A 17,016-nucleotide genomic window follows, 5' to 3' on the forward strand; every position below is an offset into this window, starting at 1 on the left:
CCACCTCCCTGCGTTCAGTATAAAAGCTTCCGTCCGGGCGGAACATTGCTGCGTTTTTCCTTTTGTTTGTTCGGTTCCGCCGGCATGCGAAAAACGCCCTTCCAAACGTGAAAGGGCGTTGCGTTCTTATCGGCGCGGCGTGCTTTAGACCGGCGTCTGCCGCGGTTCGCCGCCGTTCGCCGGCTCGGCCGGCAGCTCGATCCGGAACGCGTACAGCCCGTCCCGGTGCGTCAGGTTCAACGTGCCCCCGTGACGCTCGACGATCTCCTTCGCGATCGACAGCCCGAGGCCCGATCCGTCGCTTGCCTGCGCCCGGGCGGCGTCGGCCTTGTAGAACCGGTCGAACAGCTGCTCCTCCTGCTCCGGCGACACCGGCCGGCCGCGATTCTCGATCTCGACGTACAGCGTGCCTTCGCTGCCCGCTCCCGCCCGGACGACGATGTCCCCCGGAACGTCGGAGAATTTCATCGCGTTCATCAGCAAATTATCGACCGCCCGGACGAGCTTCTCGCTGTCCGCGCGTGCCGGCAGGGCGTCCGCGGCGAACTCCGGCTTGACGGCGAGGCCGCGCTCCTGCGCGATCGGCTCGTATTCCGCGATCAGCTGGCGGAGCAGCTCCGCCAGGTCGAGCGGCTGCAGCCGCAGCTGCGGATTGCCGGAGGTGAGCCGCGTGTAGTCGAACAGGTCGTCGATCAGCTTCTTCAGCCGCAGCGTCTTGCTGTACGCGTTGTCGACGAACCGGTCGCGCTCCTCCTCGTCCTCGTACGCGCGCTTGCGCAGCAGATCGAGGTAGCCGACGACGCTCGTGAGCGGCGTGCGCAGGTCGTGGGATACGCCCGTGATGAGCGCCATCTTGGACCGCTCGAGCTTGCGCTCCTTCGCCAGCTGGCGCTTCAAATTCTCCGCCATCGCGTTGATGTTCTTGGAGACGACGCCGAGCTCGTCCCGGCCGCTCGTGTTCAGGCGGACGTCCAGGTTGCCCTCGGCGATCTCGGCCAGCTGGCGGTCGATGAGCTGGATCTTCTTCGTCTTGCGGGAGGCGAACCAGTAGAAGCAGACGATGAACACGAGCAGGAACAGCATGACGTTCTTGGCCGGCTGGTCCCGGATCATGTAGCCGATCTCGCCCTTCAGGCGGCCTTCGGCGACGAGGTACACCGGGTTGCCCTCCCATTCGCCCGCCGCGATCCGCGCGTACGGCTTGCCTTCATAGTCCGCGGTATCGTCGGAAGCGGACGAGAAGTAATCGATGATATTCAGCTGCTTCCGCTCCGCGCCCGCGGAGCGGAACAGCACCTTGCCGGATTCGTCCGCGATGTAGACGTCCACCTTGCCCCCGTCGCTCGCTTCGTCCACCGCGGCCTGCAGGGAATAGCGGTTGACGCGTCCGGGCAGCTCGTCGGTCAAATACGTCAAGCGGTCCTCGACCCGGTTCTTGGCGGTTTCGTAGCTGGTGAAGGAAATCTTGAACGCCGAACGGGTAATCATATTGAACGCGCCGATCACCAGAATGCTGGCGAAGAGGCTGAAGAGGATCGTGGCGATCAGCTGCGTGCGGATGGTGAACCACGGCTTCCTATTCAATTTTATACCCCACTCCCCACACCGTCTTGATGTAGACCGGCTCGCGCGGATTGGCCTCCAGCTTCTCCCGGAGGTTCCGGATATGCACCATGACGGTGTTGTCGGAGTAGCCGATCTGCTCCTTCCAGACGGTCCGGTAGATCCGGTCGGCGCTAAACACCTGGCCGCGGTTGGCGGCGAGCAGCTTCAGAATCGCGAATTCCAGCGGCGTGAGCGCGACCTCGCCGCCGTTCGCCGTGACCCGGTGCCGGTCCGGCTCGATCGTGAGATCCCCGATCGCGATGACGGACGATTCCTGCCGCTTCGCGCCGAGCGCGTCCATTCGCCTCAGCTGGGCTTTGACTCTCGCCAGCAGCTCCAGCGGATTGAACGGCTTCGTCACGTAGTCGTCGGCGCCGGTCGTCAGGCCGGTGATTTTGTCCAGATCCTCGCTCTTGGCAGACAGCATGATGATCGGCACGTCCGATCGTTCGCGCACGGCGAGGCAGACGGCCATGCCGTCCATGCCGGGCATCATCACGTCGAGGATGACGAGCCGGATCGCGTCCCCCTCCTCCTTCAGCGCGTCCAGCGCCGCTCGGCCGTTCTCCGCTTCGAGCACGCGGTAGCCTTCGTTGCGCAAGTAGATCCGCACGATTTGGCGGATATCCGGATCGTCGTCGACGACCAATACGGTTCGTTGGTTCATGGTTCCTCTCCCGTTCTTTGCGGCGTTGGAAGTAGTATACAACAATTCAGCCCGCTTGGCGCTTGCGGGATCTGCGTCCCGGCGCCGCCGCGTCCGGCGTATCCGCGCCTTCGCGGGCGTTTCCCCGGCGCGAGCGGCGCTGAATCCGTCCGCAGGCGAAGTAGACCAGCTCGGCGGTCGCGATGCCGGCGGCGACGTCCGCGATGACGTGCTGCTTCATGAACAAGGTGGAGCACATGATCAGGACGGCCATGATCCGGATGCCGACGCGAAGCGCGGGACGATACGACGAAGCCGCGCGAAGCATCAGATAGCTCGTCAGGACGTGAATGCTCGGAAAGCAGTTGAACGGCGCGTCGTTCGCGTACACGGCGCGCATGAGCGATTGGAAGAATCCGTCTCCGGCGACCGCCGGCCGGTCGACCGTCGTCTGGAAGCACGCGTAGACCAGGTAGCAGATGACGAGACCCAGGCACAGCGCGCCCAGCGTCCGGTAATACGCGCGGCGATCCTTCAGGAAGAGGCCGACCAGCGTCAGCGCGACGAACGGATACCAGAGCACGTACGGCACCGAGAACGCGGGAATGACGGGCAGCGCCCGGTCGAACGCCGTCGCGAGGCGGTGCACCTGCTCGCCGGGACGATTGAGCAGCACGTAGAAGAGATTGAGGAACGGAAGGAGCAGCATCCACAGCAAGGGCAGCCACGCCTTCAAACGGCGCCGGGACGCGCCGGACGCGGAAGCTCGGGTCGCGTTAATCATGGACAGGATTCCACCTTTGGCTTCGAATTTCCCGGAACCGCGCGCGGCGCTTCCGGACTGTCCTCATCTTAGCCGGTAAATCTGTAGTCCCCCTCGCGGAAATGCTGAAGATTTTCTGAAGAGGTTCTGAAGAGAGTCGGAAGAACGCGTTCGAAGGGCGAGGTCGGAGGAGATCGGAGGAACACGTTCGGAGGATGAGGGTCGGAAGCGCTCGGACCATCTCGCAGCCAACCGCGGACAAAAAAAGAACCCGTCCCCCAGGACGGGCTCTTGCGGCGACGTTACAGCCTAACCTTCTGACCGGTGCGCGCGCTCTCGACCGCGCCGAACACCATGGCCACGCTCTTGATGTTGTCGAGGCAGTCGGTCTCGGCCGGCCGCCCTTCCTCGAGCGCCGCGAACATCTCGTCGAGGCAGCCCCAGTGGCCTTCGCGCCCGTTCCACGACTCGCCGCCTTCGATGCGCGCCAGTTCGCGGATGAAGCCTTCCGCCTTCTCCGGATTGACGACCTCGCCGTACGGCATCGAAGCGCCGTCCCAGCGGGCGCCGCCTTTGCTGCCGGTGACGCGCCAATCGGATTCCCACGACGTGTTGAGGCCGTCCGCGCACCACGAACCGCGGTAGGAGAAGACCGAGCCGTCGCTCATCTCGTAGATGCAGATCGCGGAGGCGTTGCCCTTGTACCACGATCCCGGCGGGTTGAACTCGTGGCAGTAGACGGAGACGGGATCCGTGCCCGTAATGAAGCGCGCCTGGTCGAACGTATGGATGGCCATGTCGATGATGAGCGGATTGTCCATGACGTCCCGGAAGCCGCCGAAATGCGCGCCGAGGAAGAAATCGGCGTGAATCGAGCCCGGCGTGCCGATCGCCCCGGAGGCGACCATGTCGCGGAAGGAGCGGATCTGCTTCAAGTAGCGGCGGTTCTGCATAACGGAGTACCGTTTGCCCGTCGCTTGGCTGACGGCGACGATCTCCTGCGCGTCCGCGTACGATTCCGCCATCGGCTTCTCGCCGAACACGTTGCAGCCGGCTTGCATGGCCGTTATCGCGATTTGCTTGTGGCTCGCCGGAATCGTGACGTCGAAGACGAGCGTGGCGCCCGTCGCCGCGAGCGCGTCGCTCAAGTTCGCGAACGTCGGCACGCTCAGCCCTTTCTTGGCGGCCATCGCTTTCGCGCTTTCCTCGTAAATATCGACCAAGCCGACGATCTCGGCGTTGTCCCGCTGAAGGGCGTAATCCACCCAGGTGTTGGCCATGCCGCCGCAGCCGGCGACGACGATCTTATGCGTCATATCGGTTTATGCTCCTTTTGGGTAAAGTAAAGAAAAGGAAAGCTATTCGAGCCGAAATGTTCTTCGATTACGCAACCGGTTCCGCCCCGGCCTATTCCGCCGGATTCGGCACGAAGTCGCCGCCGCGGCAGCGCTTCAGGTAGTTCAAGGCATGCACTTGGCCCGTCATCTCGAGCTCGCCCTTGTAGACCGGATCGTGCCAGCCTTCGATGTCGATGCTGCCGGCATAGCCGCCCTGGCGCAGGATCGAGATGATGTCCGTCCAGTCGGAATCGCCGAAGCCCGGCGTCCGGTGCCAGACGAACTCGCGCGGCCCGTGAATGCCGTGCTCGCGAATGACGTCCCACGCGATCGTCGCGTCCTTCCCGTGCACGTTGAAAATCTTCCCGGTGCTCACCCACTTGCGCAGCTGCGGGATCGGATCGATGAGGCTGACCATCTGGTGGCAGGGCTCCCACTGCAGGCCGATGCTGTCGCTCGGCACCGCGTTGAACATCAGCTCCCAGGCCGTCGGGTTATGCGCGATGTTCCATTCGCCGCTTCCCCACGTGCCGCCCATGTCGCAATTCTCGAACGCGAGGCGCACGCCGCGCGCTTCCGCCCGCTTGGCGAGCTCGCCGAACACCTCCGCGAAGCGCGGCAGCGATTGGTCGATGCTCCCCGGCATGCGGCCGGTGAAGCCGTTCACGAGGTTCGTGCCGAACGCTTCCGCGGCGTCGATGAGCCGCTCCCAGCTGGCCAGCGTGTCGGCGTTGTCGCCGGCGCCCGTCAGCGGATTGCCGAAGACGCCGATCGCCGAGATGACGATGTCGCGCCCTTCGACGGCTTCGCGGACGCGCTTCGCGAGCTCGTACAGATCCGCGCCGCGGGTCGATTGCCAGAACGTGAGCGCGAACGACTCGAAGCCGTGGGGAATCAATTGGGGGATGATCTTGTCGGCGTTGCCGCCGCCGACCAGCGTACCGATGCGGATGGATTTCATGAGAACGATGTCATCACCTTTCAGCGCTTTATGGAAACTGACCTAATCGTACTGAAAGATTTTCGTTGAGACTAGCCACGAATTTGTGTTATATTCGTACAATCTTACGTTTATCCGTTGGCAGTAAACCGGTATCATCCGCGGAATGAATCCTTTAGGCCGTAATATCGTGCGCAAGCGCGAGAAGGAGGCGCCCATGACCGTCAGCCCGCTGAAAGAAAACACGTTCATTCCCGACCGCACGTTCCCCATCAACGTCTTCGTCGTGACCGGGGAGATCCGGACGCATTGGCACGATCATCTCGAATGGATCTACGTCCGGGACGGACAGGCGCGCATTCAGGTGGACGGCGCCTTCGAGCAGCTCGGCCAGGGCGAGCTCGCCTTCGTCAACGCGAAGCAGCTGCACAGCGCGGTCAAGCTCGCGCCGGAAACGGAGCTGATCTGCATCGTGTTCAACGAAGCGCTCGTGCGCGGCAGCGGGCTCGACATTACGGAACCGCATTACTTCGTCCCGTACCTGAACCGGCGGGTCAAGTGGCCCAGCTGGATGCGGACCGACGCCCCGTTCATCGAAGAGATGAACGCCGCCTTCTCGCGCCTGCTCGTGGAATTCACGGGCAAGCAGGCCGGCTACGAGCTGCTCGTGAAGGCCGAGCTGCTGCGCATCTTCGGCTTGTATTTCCGCTACGCCGAGCAGAACGCGGCCCCGGCACCGGCGCGCGCGCAGAAGCCGTACGATTTTACGAGCCTGCTCCTGACGCTGAGGGAGCGCTACCAGGAGACGATCAGCGTCGGCGAAGCGGCGCGCCTGGTGAACCTGAGCCCCAACCACTTCTGCAAAATATTCAAAAGCGTTACCGGCAAAACGCTGATCGAATATATGCACGTGCTGCGCGTCCAGGAGGCGGAACGGCTGCTGCTGGACACCGACTACCCCGTAACCGAAATCGCCGGCCTCGTCGGGTTCTCGAACATGACGTATTTCGGCCGGGTATTCAAAAAAGTGCGCAGCAAGGCGCCCTCCGCGATACGCAAAAGCCGTTCCTCGCCGCCGCGGGCGGACAAGCATTGAACGGACCTACCTAGACGAAGAAAGGGGTGATCGCATGCGGCTGCTGTACCGGATAACGGACCGCGACGTGCGCGGCGGCGAGCCGGACCTGCTCCCGCATGTCTCCCGCTCCGCCTCCCGCGGCGTGCTGCTGGACGCCGACGCGAACGTGGCCATGATGCATATCGCGAAATCGGCGATCTATAAGCTGCCCGGCGGCGGCATCGAGAAGAAGGAAACGCCGGAGCAGGCGTTCCTGCGCGAGGTGCGCGAAGAGACGGGCTACGACGCGGCGATCGTCCGCCGTCTCGGCTATATCGAGGAGCACAAGAAGAAGAACGGCTTCCTGCAGGTCTCCTACTGCTTCGTCGCGACGGCGAAGGAAGCGCACGAGGCCCGGCTGACCGAGCACGAGAAGAAGCTCGGCCTGTCGCTGAAGTGGATGTCGATGCCGCAGGCGGTGCGGGCCGTCGAGGCCTCGCTGACGGCGACGGGCGATTACTCCACCGTCTTCATGCTGATGCGGGACAAGCGGATTCTGGAGGAAGCCGCCAAACGGATGCGGATGCCCGTCACCGAATAGCCGCGCGCCGATCGGGCCTTCGAACGGCCGCCTGCCGGGTGCCGACACGCACGCGCATACGAAAAAGTCCGCAGCCCGCGGCCGCTTCCGCGAAGGAAGACGGCCGCACGGCTGCGGACTTTTTTGCGCGCGTTTCGCGCGCTATTTCACGTAGATCCGCGCGCGCTCCTGCCAGATCTCGCCCGGCGCGAGGCTGAACAGGCCGATCTCGTCGGCCGGCTTGTCCGTGTTCGGCGCGTTGACGAGGCTCACTTGCGGCTCCGGACAGAAGAAGCCTTCCGTCGCCCCGTTGTTCCAAATCATCCATTCCTTGTACGACGTGCCGGCGTCGTACACGAGCGTGAGGCCCGCTTTCGTATCCGTCAGCTCCATCCGGTTGCGGCCGTTCTGCGGCACGGCGGTGTAATGGTTGTCGAGCGACTCGAAGAACGGATAGACCCCTTCGCCCTTCATCGCTTCCTCGTTCGGCGACAGCGGCTGGAATTCGCCCGTCGGCAGCATCCGCTCGCTCATGTGCCAGCGCTCGCCGATCGTCAGCTTGAGCCGGTAATCCTTCGCCGAGCTGCCCGGCACGAACGGCGCGTTCACGGACGTGTGGAACGCGAACAGGCACGGCATCGTCTCATCGCCGTCATTGACGACCGTGAACTGCTGCTCCAGCCCGTTCGCGCCGATCGCGTAGCGCAGGCGCAGCGTGAAGCGGAACGGCAGGTACTTGTACACCTCGCTGCGCTCGTCGACCTTGAGCGCGGCGACGACGTAGCTTTCGGTCGCGGTCGCGCCGAAATCCTCGACCTCGAACGTCTCGCTGTGCACGAAGCCGTGGAGGTGGTTGCCCGTCGCCGGCTCGTTGACCGGGAATTCCAGCATGCGGCCGTTCCACGGGAATTTGCCGTCCTCGAACCGGTTCGGCGGGAACAGGACCGGGATCCCGTGAATGAACGGTCTCGCCTTGAAGGCCGGCATCTCCTCCGCCGTCGGCTCGTGCAGGAACGCATAACCGTTCTCGGTATCGCGGAAGGCGATCAGGTTGCCGCCGACCTCGGGAAGCAGGACGGCTTCGTAGCGGCCGAACTTCAGCCATACGGCCGGCTCGCCTTGATAGGTGTCTCGATACGCTTGATTGCTGCTCATAGTGGCTCGACGCTCCTTTGGCATGGATAAACGTAAATACGCATTGCGAATCTATAATACCACTGTTCGCCCGCGGGAAGGAACCGCTTTCGGACCCGAACCGGCAAAATCCTCCCCCGCCGGGCGGGAGAGGATCGATCCGGCTTGCGCGCGCGGCGTCCGCTTCGCTAGAAGCCGATGCGCTTCAGCCATTCGCCGCAGACCGCCGTCCAGGTGGACACGTGCGGATCGCCTTCGGCGAGGCCCATGCCGTGCGGGCCTTTCTCGTAGACGTGCAGGTCGAACGGCACGCCCGCCCGCCGCAGCGCGGAGGCGAACAGCAGCGCGTTCTCGACCGGCACGACGTCGTCGTCCGACGTGTGCCAGAGGAACGCCGGCGGCGTATCCGGCGTCACCTGCAGCTCGGCGCTCAACCGCTCGATCAGCGCCGCTTCGGGCTCGGGGCCGAGCAAATTGTTGCGCGAGCCCGCGTGGCCGTCCGGTCCCATCGAGATGACCGGGTAGCACAGGACCGCGGCGTTCGGCCGGCTCGACTGCCGCTCGATCGGATCGTCCGCGTCCGGCCGGCCGGCCTCGTACAGCGTCGCCGCCGACGCCGCGAGATGGCCGCCGGCGGAGAAGCCGAGGATGCCGATTTTCTGCGGATCGATGCCGTATTCCGCCGCGTGCAGGCGCACGTAGCGGATCGCCCGCTGCGCGTCCAGCAGCGGACTCGGGTGCTTGTACGGCGCGACCCGGTAGCGCAGGACGAAGGCGGCGATGCCGATGCCGTTCAGCCAGCGCGCGATCGGTTCGCCCTCATGCGCGGCGCGCACGCCGTAGCCGCCGCCGGGACAGACGATGACGGCGCTCTTGGCGCCCGGGACGGGATACGGCGTCAGGGCCGGCCGGTCCTCGTCGGCGCCGCCCGCGGCGAACGGCGCGCCTTCCGGCCACAATTCGATCAACGCGTTCTCAGATCGAGCCATTTGATTTCCTCCGGCGTCAGCGGGATGGTCGTCGCTTCGAGGCATGATTTCATCTCCGCCTCGTTGCGCGGGCCGATGATGGCGCCCGTCGGGAACGACTGGTTCAGCACGTATGCCAGCGCGATCTGAATCGTGGAGAAGCCCTTCTGCTTGCCGAGCTCCTCGGCGCGGCGATAACGCTCCCAATTGTCGTCGTTATAGAAGACGCGCACGAGATCGGCGTCGGAGCGGTCCTCCGGCGTGAAGCGGCCGGTGAAGAAGCCGCGCGCCTGCGAGGACCAGGAGAAGATCGGCAGGCCGGTCTCTTCGTGCCACGCCAAGATCTCGCCGTCCACGCTGATGCAGTCGGCCCAGTACGGCTCCTGCGCTTTCGCGAGGCTCAGGTTCGGGCTGCTGAAGTCGAAGCCGCGCAGGCCGTGGGCCGCCGCGTATTCGTTCGCTTCCTGCAGCCGCGCCGTCGTCCAGTTGGAGCCGCCGAACGCGCGGATGCGTCCCGCTTCGACGTGCCCGTTCAAGATCTCCACGATCTCGCCGACCGGCACGTTCGTGTCGTCGCGGTGCAGCGCGTAGACGTCGATGTAGTCCGTGCGCAGCCGCTCGAGGCTCGTCATCAATTCGTCGTGAATGGCCTGCTTGTTGACCTGCGGAACGCCGTGATGCGGATGTCCGCCCTTCGTCCAGACGTTGATGGCTTCGCGGTTGCCCCGCTCCTCCAGCCACATGCCGATCGCCTGCTCGCTCTTGCCGCCGGCATAGATGTACGCGGTGTCGATCGTGTTGCCGCCGATGGCAACGAACGCGTCCAGGTTGGCGCTGACGAGTTCGTACACGTCGGGCGAGAAATAATCGGAGCCCATGATGAGCTGGGATACGCCTTGCTTTAAGCCGGGAAGCTGAATGTGTTTCATAAACGGTTGACTCCCTTCGCGATTGGATTTACAAGGTGACGCGCTTGCGGGCGTAGGCGGATTCCAGGCAGGCGTCGATGACGCGCATGTTGGCGACCGCGTCGGACGGCGCGAACCGGACCGGCTGCTCGTTCCAGACGTTGCGGGCGAAGGCGTCGGCTTGCAGCGCGTATTGGTTCAGCTCCGGCTGCTTCACTTCGCGCTTGCCGTCCTTCGAGTGGACGTAATACGTCGCGTCGCCGATGTACGCCGACGGCACTTCGATCCGGCCGTCCGTGCCGAGAATTTCGAGCGTGTTGCGGAACGCCGCCCACATGCCGCAGTCGAACGTCAGCGCGACGCCGTTCGGGAATTCCAGGATGCCGGACGCCATCATGTCGACGTTGTCGTGGTCCGGGGAGATGAGCGCGTGCACCGTGGCCGTTTCGGGCTCGGCGCCGGTAATGAGGCGCGCCGCGCTGAGGGGATAGCAGCCGACGTCGTAGATGGAACCGCCGCCCCAGTCCCTGCGGTAGCGGACGTTCTTGGCGTCGCCGGCGTTATTGAACGTGAACGTGCCGTGGATGCCGCGGAGCTCGCCGATTTCGCCGGACGCGACGATCTTCGCGATCTCCTCGTAGCGCGGGTGATGGCGGTACATGAACGCCTCCGCCAGATGGACGCCTTGCTTCGCGGCGACGTCGGCCATGCGCCGCGCTTCTTCGGCGTTCATCGCGATCGGCTTCTCGCAAAGCACGTGCTTGCCGGCTTCCATCGCGCGGATCGACCATTCCATGTGCAAATGGTTCGGCAGCGGAACGTAGATCGCGTCGATATCGGGATCGGCTACGATTTCTTCATAGCTGCCGTAGGCTTTCGGAATGCCGAGCTTGGCCGCCGTCTCTTCGGCTTTGGCGAGGTCTCGGCTTGCAATCGCTGTCAATTCTCCGGTTTCGGAAGCCTGAATGCCCGGGATGACGGAACGAACGGCGATGCCGGCAGTGCCGACGACGCCCCAACGCAATTTTCGGGTCACGAGGATAGCCACCTTTGTCGATAAAATGAATTCGTCCCTAGTATAGTCCATTCCGATATGGGAAGAAATATAAAACAACAACATTTTCATATAACATTCGTGTCGCGCTCGCTTGTCTTCCTTGCGCTCATCGGGTACATTCATATCACTACCTCGGAAAGTAGGCTGCCCCCGTGGAACATGTCCTGGAGCTGCTGATCGCACGCTACGGTTATATCGGCTTGTCGCTCGCCCTGTCGCTCGGCATCGTCGGCGTCCCCGTCCCCGACGAAGCGCTGCTCACGTATGCCGGCTATCTCGTCGGCAACGGCACCCTGCTGGCGCCGCTCGTCGTGCTCGGCGCCTTCGCCGGCGCGGCCGTCGGCATCACGGCCAGCTACGCGATCGGCAACCGGCTCGGCCTGCCGTTCCTGCTGAAGTACGGCCCCCGCCTGCACCTGTCTTCCGCCAAAATCGAACGCGCCCAATGCTGGATGAACCGCTACGGCAAGCTGCTGCTGTTCGTCGGCTTCTTCATTCCCGGCTTCCGCCACGTGACGGCTTACATGGCCGGGATGTCGCGCTTCAAAATCCGCGATTTCCTGCTGTACGCGTACGCGGGCGCGCTCGTCTGGAGCACCGCCTTCGTCTACGTCGGGTTCCTGCTCGGCGAGCGCTGGGAGACGGTCAAGCTCTACGTCCGCCACAACGGCCGCACGCTGCTGTTCGTCGCCTGCTGCCTCGCGTTCTGCGCGATCTGCTATCGCGCGATCGCCGCGGCGCGCAAGGTGAAGGCGTAGCGCCGGCAGCCGCCGCCGACGCGCAAAAGCCCCGGTTTCCGCCGTAACGGAAGCCGGGGCTTTGTCTGTTGTCCGCATGGCCGGCGGACGCGCCACCCTTATTCCTTGCCCTGCGGCGCCTCCGCCTCCGGGATGTCAATCCCGAAGTACGTCTTCAGCGCCGCGGCGTACTCCGCTTTCGTCGGGGGCGTCAGCACCGTCACCTCGCCGCCGCGGAACAGGCGGATTTCCTCGCCCGCGCCGGTATTCCGGCCCTCCGGCGTGCAGATCGCCAGCAGCGCCCCCGCGCGGAACGGCGATTCCGGGGCGTGCTGGCACCAGAAGCTCGCGAACGCGTAATCGTCCTTCAGCTGCGGCTCCTCCGTGAAGGAATAGACCCGTCCCCACTCGCCCCGTTTCCGCTCGCTCAAAAACCAGCCGAACGACGCGTCCCGGTCGAGCCGGTAGCACTCCGCGCCCTGCTCCTGCTCCAGCCCGTCCTGCAGGAGCAGCGGACGGCGCGGCACCGCGCCGCCGACGCCGACGTCGCACAGGTAGAAGGCGCCTTCCGCCTCCACCTTCAGCACGTGATGGCGCCGCTTCGGCGGCAGCGCCGTCTCGTCGCGCCAAAACCGCGCCACGTAGTCCGTCACGGGGTACCCCAGCTCCCGCAGCAGCCAGCCGAACAGCGCGTTCAGCTCGAAACAGTAGCCGCCGCGGCGCCGGCGGACGATTTTATCCCACAGCGCCTCGGGATCGAGCGACAGCGGAACCCCGTTCAAAATATCCAAATTCTCGTACGGCACCGCCATCAGATGCGCCCGCTGCAGCCCCGCCAGCGCTTCGGCGCTCCCGTCCAGCGGCCCCTCGTAGCGGATCCGTTTCAAATAAGCCTCGACTTGCGGATGGATCTCCCGGTTCGGCATGACGACCGCTCCCCTTTCAGACTTCGGTTCCTAGTGTTCGCTCATGGACACGCCGGCCGCGCCGTGCCATAATCAGGCTGCGCGCAAACCGTGACGAAGGATGTGGCCGATCATGACGATGTTCAAAGGCGACGAATTTTTCAAACTGGACGATTTTCCGTTCTATATCGACCGCTACACGATCGAGAAGAACGAGACCATCCCCTCGCATACCCACGACTTCATCGAGCTCGTGTTCGTCGTGGAAGGCAGCGCCGTGCACGAGATGTCCGGCCATGCGTACCGCCTGGCGGCCGGCGACGTCTTCGTGATCGAACCGAACGTCTACCACAGCTACGTCTGCGCCGCGGACCGGGAGACGGTCGTCTACAACGTGCTCTTCGACGCCGCGTTCCTCCAGCGCGAGATGGAAGTGCTGCAGCAGATGCCGTCGTTCATCAATTTCTTCTACCTGGTCCCGTTCCTCCGCAAGAATCACGCGTTCGTGCCGTACCATCCCCTCCAGCCCGCGCAGAAGGTGCATATCCAGTCGCATCTGCAGGCGGTCTTCGAGGAATTCGCGCAGCGCCGGGACGGCTACCAGCTCGTGATCAAGACCCGGCTCATCGAATGCCTCGTCTGGCTGAGCCGGTATCATCAGGAAAACCGGGAAGCCGGGCAGCGGCCTAGCGTCAGCGACCGCGACTGGATGGATTCCATCGTCCATTTCGTCGACCGGCATTATTACCAGCCGCTGACCCTGCAGCAGCTGAGCCGGCTGAGCGGCATGAGCGTCTCGTCGTTCACCGCCAAATTCAAGGAAGCGGCCGGCATGAGCCTGCTCGATTACAAGCATACCGTCCAAATTCGCCATGCGTCTACCCTCTTGCGGACCACCGACAAAAAAGTGCTCGACATCGCGCACGAGACCGGCTTCGGCGACATCAGCTTCTTCAACCGGGTGTTTCGCAAGCATACCGGCTGCTCGCCGCGGGAATACCGCTCCGGCGCTCATCTGCGCTAGCCGCCCGCGCCCGCGTTCGGTCCCGCTTCGCTACCGCCGGCCGGATTCGCGGAGCCTGCCCGCGCTCATGCGAACGGCCGAGACGAAGTAACCGATCAGGACCGCGATGAACAGATTGTACGGGCTCGGTATCGCCGCGAGGCCCAAGTAAAGGCAGCAGGGCAGCGACCAGACCCATGCCGCCCACATCAGGAACCGGGCGCGCAAGATCGCGGCGGCCATGCCCAAACAAGCGGGCGCGGCGATCATGACGAGCAGGATGCGCACGGTATCCCGCCCGATCGGAGGATCGGCGTGCGCATTCGAATACAAGAACGCCGCGCATAACGCCGCGCTTCCGGCCGCGGCCAGAAAACCGATCTTTTCCACGTCAACCCCTCCGATACCCGGCTCGTTCTTTTCGCATCCTCCGATCCACGAGATGCCCGTCATTCACGTTCTTTCCTATTTCAAGCTAAGAAGCGCGAACTCCTGCCATCGGCCGGAAACGAAAGAAAGCCGCCGTGCGTGACGGCAGCTTCGCGTTCGTTTTTCCCTTTGCTTGTCGCGTTCCTTGAACCGCTTTTCGCCGGCGTCGACCGGGCGCGTCAGGAACCCGTGGAGCGGTAATGCCGCACGCCGAACTGCCACACCAGGATGCAGGGCAGGAGGAAGAGGAAGCCCGCGAGGGGCGATAGCATGTAGAGGATGTCGTGGCCGTCGGCCCGGTCCAGAAGATAGAGCAGCGGCAAGTAATTGACGCAGCCGAACGGAATGACGAAGGTGAAGAACATCACGACCCATTTCTGATAGATAGGCAGCGGGTACTGCGCCATCTCCCGGCCCCCGTCCGTGAAGATGTTCGCGACCTCCAGCCCTTCGATCGTCCAGAAGCACAGGGTTGCGGCCAGCATGAAGATGCCCGTGAATACCGAGATGCCGCTTGCGATCATGAGAAGCAGCGTCGCCGCCTTCATCGCGGTCCACGCGATGGGCAGATGGGCGAGCGCCAGCGCGAGCACGAGGCAGCTTTGGGCCAGGCGGCCGAAGCGGGTAAACTCGAACTTCGAGCCCAGCACCTGCAGCGCCGTGGTTCTGGGACGGACGAGCAGCCGGTCGAAATCGCCGCTGCCGACCAGGCTGGAGAAGGCGTCGAAGCCGCGCGAGAAGCATTCGCTGAACGAGAACGACAGATGGATGACGGCGAAGCACAGCGCGACCTCGTAGAAGTTCCAGCCCTGCACCCGGCCGAACCGTTCGAACATGAAGTACAAGCCGGCGAACACCGAGAACGGGATGAAGAATTGGCCCAGCGTCAGCAGCCAGAACGACGTCCGGTACTGCAGCTGCGATTTGAACTGCATGCTCAAGTAGCGATAGTATAAGCGCATCTCGTTAACCTCCCTGCACGACGACTTGGCGCAACGCCCGGTTCAAGGCCCATCTGCCGAATCCGAGCAACACCGCGAGCCAGCCGAGCTGAATGAGAATCCCCCAGAGCGCTTCGGCCCGCGGAATTTGCTCGGAATAGACGCGGAACGGGAAATCCGCCGACCACCGGAAGGGAAGCGCGCTCGCGACCCGCTGCAGCCAAGCCGGCATCAGCGGAACCGGAATGACGAGCCCTGCGAAAAACTCGCCGACCACGGCGAAGAGCAGCGTCGACCCGGTAGGCGACATCGTCCAGAACACGGAGATGTAGATCAGCATCGAAACGGAGACGATGATCAGGAGGCCTAAGACCAGCGCCGCCAGAAACAGCGCGCCCGTCGCGAGCGAAGGCGGCAGCCGAAGCTGATAGGCCTTGGGAAGCAGGAAGGCGATGACCAAGATCGGAACGGCGCGCAGCGCCGCGCTGGACACGCGCTGGGCGAGGAGCTTGGCGAACCAGAATTCATAGATCCCGCATGGCCGGCACAGCTCGTAGGCGATGTTGCCCCCGGTAATCAACTGGAAGATTTCGTTGTCGCGGAACCAAAGCATGATGAACGACAGAAACACCTGCTGCAGCCAAATATAGGAGACGACGTCCTGCAGGGACATGGGCTGGTCCTGCGCGCCGTTCCGATAGAACGCCACGAAGATCATGATGAAGACGAGGCCGAAGAACAGCTGGGTCACCATGCCCGCGTACGCGGCGGCGCGGTACTGCAAGCCGGTGATGAAGCGAAGCTTCCAAATCGACAAGTACGCGTTCATACCCGGTGCTCCTTATACAGCTCGACGATCAGTTCGTCGACCGGCTTCGTCTCGATCGCCACGTCCACGAGCTCGACCTGCTCGGATAACCGCGAGATGACTTGCGCCATGAGGACGCGCTCGGTATCCACGCTGAGCACCGCCCGCTCCGGCGACCAGGACAGCAGGGACGCGCCGGGAATCTCCAGCGGACTCGAATTCGGATGGTAATCGACCGTCACCGTCCGATGGGTGCCGAACCGGCCGCGCAGCTCCGCCAGATTGCCGTCGTAGAGCAGCGTGCCCTTGCCGATCATGAGGATCCGGTCGGCCAGGGCCTCGATATCGCTCATGTCGTGCGTCGTGAGGATGACGGTGACCCCCTTCTCTTTATTGATGGTTTTGATGAATTGCCGGACCGCGATCTTGCTGACCGCGTCCAGTCCGATCGTCGGTTCGTCCAGGAACAGGATTTTGGGGCCGTGCAGCAGCGAAGCCGCGATTTCGCAGCGCATCCGCTGCCCGAGGCTCAGCTGCCTGACCGGGGTATGAAGCAAGCCGCCCAGTTCCAGCGTTTCCGTCAGCAGGCTGAGATTCGCGGCGTACAAGCCGCGCGGAATCGCGTAAATGTCGCGCAGGAGCTCGAACGAATCGATGACCGGTACGTCCCACCACAGCTGCGAGCGCTGGCCGAAGACGACGCCGATGTTGCCCACGTACGCCTTGCGTTCCTGCCACGGCGTGTAGCCCATGATGGAGCACGTTCCGCGGTCGGGCACCATAATGCCGCTCATGACCTTGATCGTCGTGGATTTGCCCGCTCCGTTCGGGCCGATATACCCGACGATTTCCCCTTCGCCGATGGTAAACGAAATATCCCGGAGCGCGTCGACGACGGTATGCTCGCGAACGAACAGCGCTTTCGCGGCCTGCCGCAAGCCCGCGGACCGCTTCGCCACCTTGAACGATTTGCTGATGCCTTCCAGCGTAATCATGGATTTCAACCTCCTCTTTTTAGCCGCCCGAAAAATATATCCAAAATCCAAAAAAAAGTATAGACTTATAAAAAATCATCGTTTATAATACTATTATAGAGATCAAGGACATCTATTTCGTACCCGAAAATTCAAAAAAATGAAATTTTCAACGAGAGCCTCGTTGATATTTTATTTGAATCGTATATTTAAATTAAAGATAA

The 17,016-nt window shown here is 63.3% G+C and carries 18 protein-coding genes; 4 read left to right on the forward strand and 14 right to left on the reverse strand.

Translation table 11 applies throughout. The features are described 5' to 3' along the window. Positions 1-144 precede the first annotated feature (144 nt). The 5 genes from BMZ79_RS17310 to BMZ79_RS17330 all read right to left on the reverse strand — a co-directional run bounded on the left by BMZ79_RS17310 (position 145) and on the right by BMZ79_RS17330 (position 5,312). Positions 145-1,584 (reverse strand): HAMP domain-containing sensor histidine kinase, encoded by a 1,440-nt coding sequence (locus tag BMZ79_RS17310; protein WP_090641988.1) that lies wholly within the window; start codon positions 1,582-1,584, stop codon positions 145-147. After that, positions 1,577-2,272 (reverse strand): response regulator transcription factor, encoded by a 696-nt coding sequence (locus BMZ79_RS17315; RefSeq protein ID WP_090641989.1) that lies wholly within the window; start codon positions 2,270-2,272, stop codon positions 1,577-1,579. The genes BMZ79_RS17310 and BMZ79_RS17315 overlap by 8 nt, the downstream gene beginning before the upstream one ends. A 46-nt stretch (positions 2,273-2,318) precedes the next feature. After that, positions 2,319-3,035 carry a phosphatase PAP2 family protein gene (locus BMZ79_RS17320; protein WP_090641991.1) on the reverse strand — a complete coding sequence of 239 codons (717 nt, stop codon included), beginning with the start codon at positions 3,033-3,035 and terminating at the stop codon, positions 2,319-2,321. A 281-nt stretch (positions 3,036-3,316) separates the two neighbouring features. Then, positions 3,317-4,330 carry a Gfo/Idh/MocA family protein gene (locus BMZ79_RS17325; protein ID WP_090641992.1) on the reverse strand — a complete coding sequence of 338 codons (1,014 nt, stop codon included), beginning with the start codon at positions 4,328-4,330 and terminating at the stop codon, positions 3,317-3,319. 91 nt (positions 4,331-4,421) lie between these two features. Next, entirely contained in the window at positions 4,422-5,312 is an 891-nt protein-coding gene (locus BMZ79_RS17330) for a sugar phosphate isomerase/epimerase family protein (RefSeq protein ID WP_090641994.1), read from the reverse strand. A 145-nt stretch (positions 5,313-5,457) separates the two neighbouring features. Here BMZ79_RS17330 and BMZ79_RS17335 point away from each other — a divergent pair, with 145 nt between their 5' ends. Then, entirely contained in the window at positions 5,458-6,387 is a 930-nt protein-coding gene (locus BMZ79_RS17335) for a helix-turn-helix domain-containing protein (protein WP_090641995.1), read from the forward strand. Positions 6,388-6,421: 34 nt separating this feature from the next. Next, positions 6,422-6,949, forward strand: coding sequence for an NUDIX hydrolase (locus BMZ79_RS17340; protein ID WP_090641997.1), 528 nt, complete (start codon positions 6,422-6,424; stop codon positions 6,947-6,949). Positions 6,950-7,090: 141 nt separating this feature from the next. Here the strand turns inward: BMZ79_RS17340 and BMZ79_RS17345 are convergent, their stop codons facing one another. The 4 genes from BMZ79_RS17345 to BMZ79_RS17360 form a co-directional block, all read right to left on the reverse strand. Beyond that, positions 7,091-8,083, reverse strand: a complete 993-nt coding sequence (locus tag BMZ79_RS17345; protein ID WP_090641998.1) for an aldose 1-epimerase — start codon at positions 8,081-8,083, stop codon at positions 7,091-7,093. Between the two features lie 167 nt (positions 8,084-8,250). Beyond that, the gene (locus BMZ79_RS17350; protein ID WP_090642000.1) at positions 8,251-9,051 is read right to left on the reverse strand and encodes an alpha/beta hydrolase; all 801 of its coding nucleotides are present in this window, start codon (positions 9,049-9,051) and stop codon (positions 8,251-8,253) included. Beyond that, positions 9,027-9,959: an aldo/keto reductase gene (locus BMZ79_RS17355; protein WP_090642001.1), complete on the reverse strand. Its 933-nt coding sequence runs from the start codon at positions 9,957-9,959 to the stop codon at positions 9,027-9,029. Before BMZ79_RS17355 ends, BMZ79_RS17350 begins: the two co-directional genes overlap by 25 nt. A 28-nt stretch (positions 9,960-9,987) precedes the next feature. Further along, positions 9,988-10,974, reverse strand: a complete 987-nt coding sequence (locus BMZ79_RS17360; protein WP_256252799.1) for a Gfo/Idh/MocA family protein — start codon at positions 10,972-10,974, stop codon at positions 9,988-9,990. Between the two features lie 173 nt (positions 10,975-11,147). Here BMZ79_RS17360 and BMZ79_RS17365 point away from each other — a divergent pair, with 173 nt between their 5' ends. Then, positions 11,148-11,753 carry a DedA family protein gene (locus BMZ79_RS17365; RefSeq protein WP_090642002.1) on the forward strand — a complete coding sequence of 202 codons (606 nt, stop codon included), beginning with the start codon at positions 11,148-11,150 and terminating at the stop codon, positions 11,751-11,753. Positions 11,754-11,851: 98 nt separating this feature from the next. On the opposite strand, the gene BMZ79_RS17370 is transcribed toward BMZ79_RS17365, so the two are convergent. Continuing rightward, positions 11,852-12,658, reverse strand: coding sequence for an arylamine N-acetyltransferase family protein (locus BMZ79_RS17370; protein WP_090642004.1), 807 nt, complete (start codon positions 12,656-12,658; stop codon positions 11,852-11,854). A 112-nt stretch (positions 12,659-12,770) separates the two neighbouring features. On the opposite strand from BMZ79_RS17370, the gene BMZ79_RS17375 reads away from it, so the two are divergent. Further along, positions 12,771-13,661, forward strand: a complete 891-nt coding sequence (locus BMZ79_RS17375) for an AraC family transcriptional regulator (RefSeq protein WP_177222181.1) — start codon at positions 12,771-12,773, stop codon at positions 13,659-13,661. A 30-nt stretch (positions 13,662-13,691) separates the two neighbouring features. Here the strand turns inward: BMZ79_RS17375 and BMZ79_RS17380 are convergent, their stop codons facing one another. From BMZ79_RS17380 to BMZ79_RS17395, 4 genes are all read right to left on the reverse strand, one after another. Continuing rightward, positions 13,692-14,030 (reverse strand): hypothetical protein, encoded by a 339-nt coding sequence (locus BMZ79_RS17380; protein ID WP_143088980.1) that lies wholly within the window; start codon positions 14,028-14,030, stop codon positions 13,692-13,694. A 218-nt stretch (positions 14,031-14,248) separates the two neighbouring features. Next, a complete protein-coding gene (locus BMZ79_RS17385; protein WP_090642008.1) occupies positions 14,249-15,031 on the reverse strand; it encodes an ABC transporter permease in 783 nt (260 codons plus the stop codon). A gap of 4 nt (positions 15,032-15,035) precedes the next feature. Then, on the reverse strand, positions 15,036-15,839 hold the full coding sequence (locus BMZ79_RS17390; RefSeq protein WP_090642010.1) for an ABC transporter permease: 804 nt from the start codon (positions 15,837-15,839) through the stop codon (positions 15,036-15,038). Beyond that, entirely contained in the window at positions 15,836-16,813 is a 978-nt protein-coding gene (locus tag BMZ79_RS17395; RefSeq protein ID WP_090642011.1) for an ABC transporter ATP-binding protein, read from the reverse strand. Before BMZ79_RS17395 ends, BMZ79_RS17390 begins: the two co-directional genes overlap by 4 nt. Between the last annotated feature and the right edge of the window lie 203 nt (positions 16,814-17,016).

Source organism: Paenibacillus sp. UNC496MF (genome assembly GCF_900113915.1).
GTDB lineage: Bacteria > Bacillota > Bacilli > Paenibacillales > Paenibacillaceae > Paenibacillus_Z > Paenibacillus_Z artemisiicola.

Bases quoted from the DNA above. Each gene is read 5' to 3' on its own strand.
- BMZ79_RS17340 (WP_090641997.1), top strand. From the start codon at position 6,422: ATGCGGCTGCTGTACCGGATAACGGACCGCGACGTGCGCGGCGGCGAG.
- BMZ79_RS17375 (WP_177222181.1), top strand. From the start codon at position 12,771: ATGACGATGTTCAAAGGCGACGAATTTTTCAAACTGGACGATTTTCCG.
- BMZ79_RS17325 (WP_090641992.1), bottom strand. From the start codon at position 4,330: ATGACGCATAAGATCGTCGTCGCCGGCTGCGGCGGCATGGCCAACACC.
- BMZ79_RS17390 (WP_090642010.1), bottom strand. From the start codon at position 15,839: ATGAACGCGTACTTGTCGATTTGGAAGCTTCGCTTCATCACCGGCTTG.
- BMZ79_RS17315 (WP_090641989.1), bottom strand. From the start codon at position 2,272: ATGAACCAACGAACCGTATTGGTCGTCGACGACGATCCGGATATCCGC.
- BMZ79_RS17320 (WP_090641991.1), bottom strand. From the start codon at position 3,035: ATGATTAACGCGACCCGAGCTTCCGCGTCCGGCGCGTCCCGGCGCCGT.
- BMZ79_RS17345 (WP_090641998.1), bottom strand. From the start codon at position 8,083: ATGAGCAGCAATCAAGCGTATCGAGACACCTATCAAGGCGAGCCGGCC.
- BMZ79_RS17385 (WP_090642008.1), bottom strand. From the start codon at position 15,031: ATGCGCTTATACTATCGCTACTTGAGCATGCAGTTCAAATCGCAGCTG.
- BMZ79_RS17370 (WP_090642004.1), bottom strand. From the start codon at position 12,658: ATGCCGAACCGGGAGATCCATCCGCAAGTCGAGGCTTATTTGAAACGG.
- BMZ79_RS17355 (WP_090642001.1), bottom strand. From the start codon at position 9,959: ATGAAACACATTCAGCTTCCCGGCTTAAAGCAAGGCGTATCCCAGCTC.
- BMZ79_RS17350 (WP_090642000.1), bottom strand. From the start codon at position 9,051: ATGGCTCGATCTGAGAACGCGTTGATCGAATTGTGGCCGGAAGGCGCG.
- BMZ79_RS17395 (WP_090642011.1), bottom strand. From the start codon at position 16,813: ATGATTACGCTGGAAGGCATCAGCAAATCGTTCAAGGTGGCGAAGCGG.
- BMZ79_RS17330 (WP_090641994.1), bottom strand. From the start codon at position 5,312: ATGAAATCCATCCGCATCGGTACGCTGGTCGGCGGCGGCAACGCCGAC.
- BMZ79_RS17335 (WP_090641995.1), top strand. From the start codon at position 5,458: ATGAATCCTTTAGGCCGTAATATCGTGCGCAAGCGCGAGAAGGAGGCG.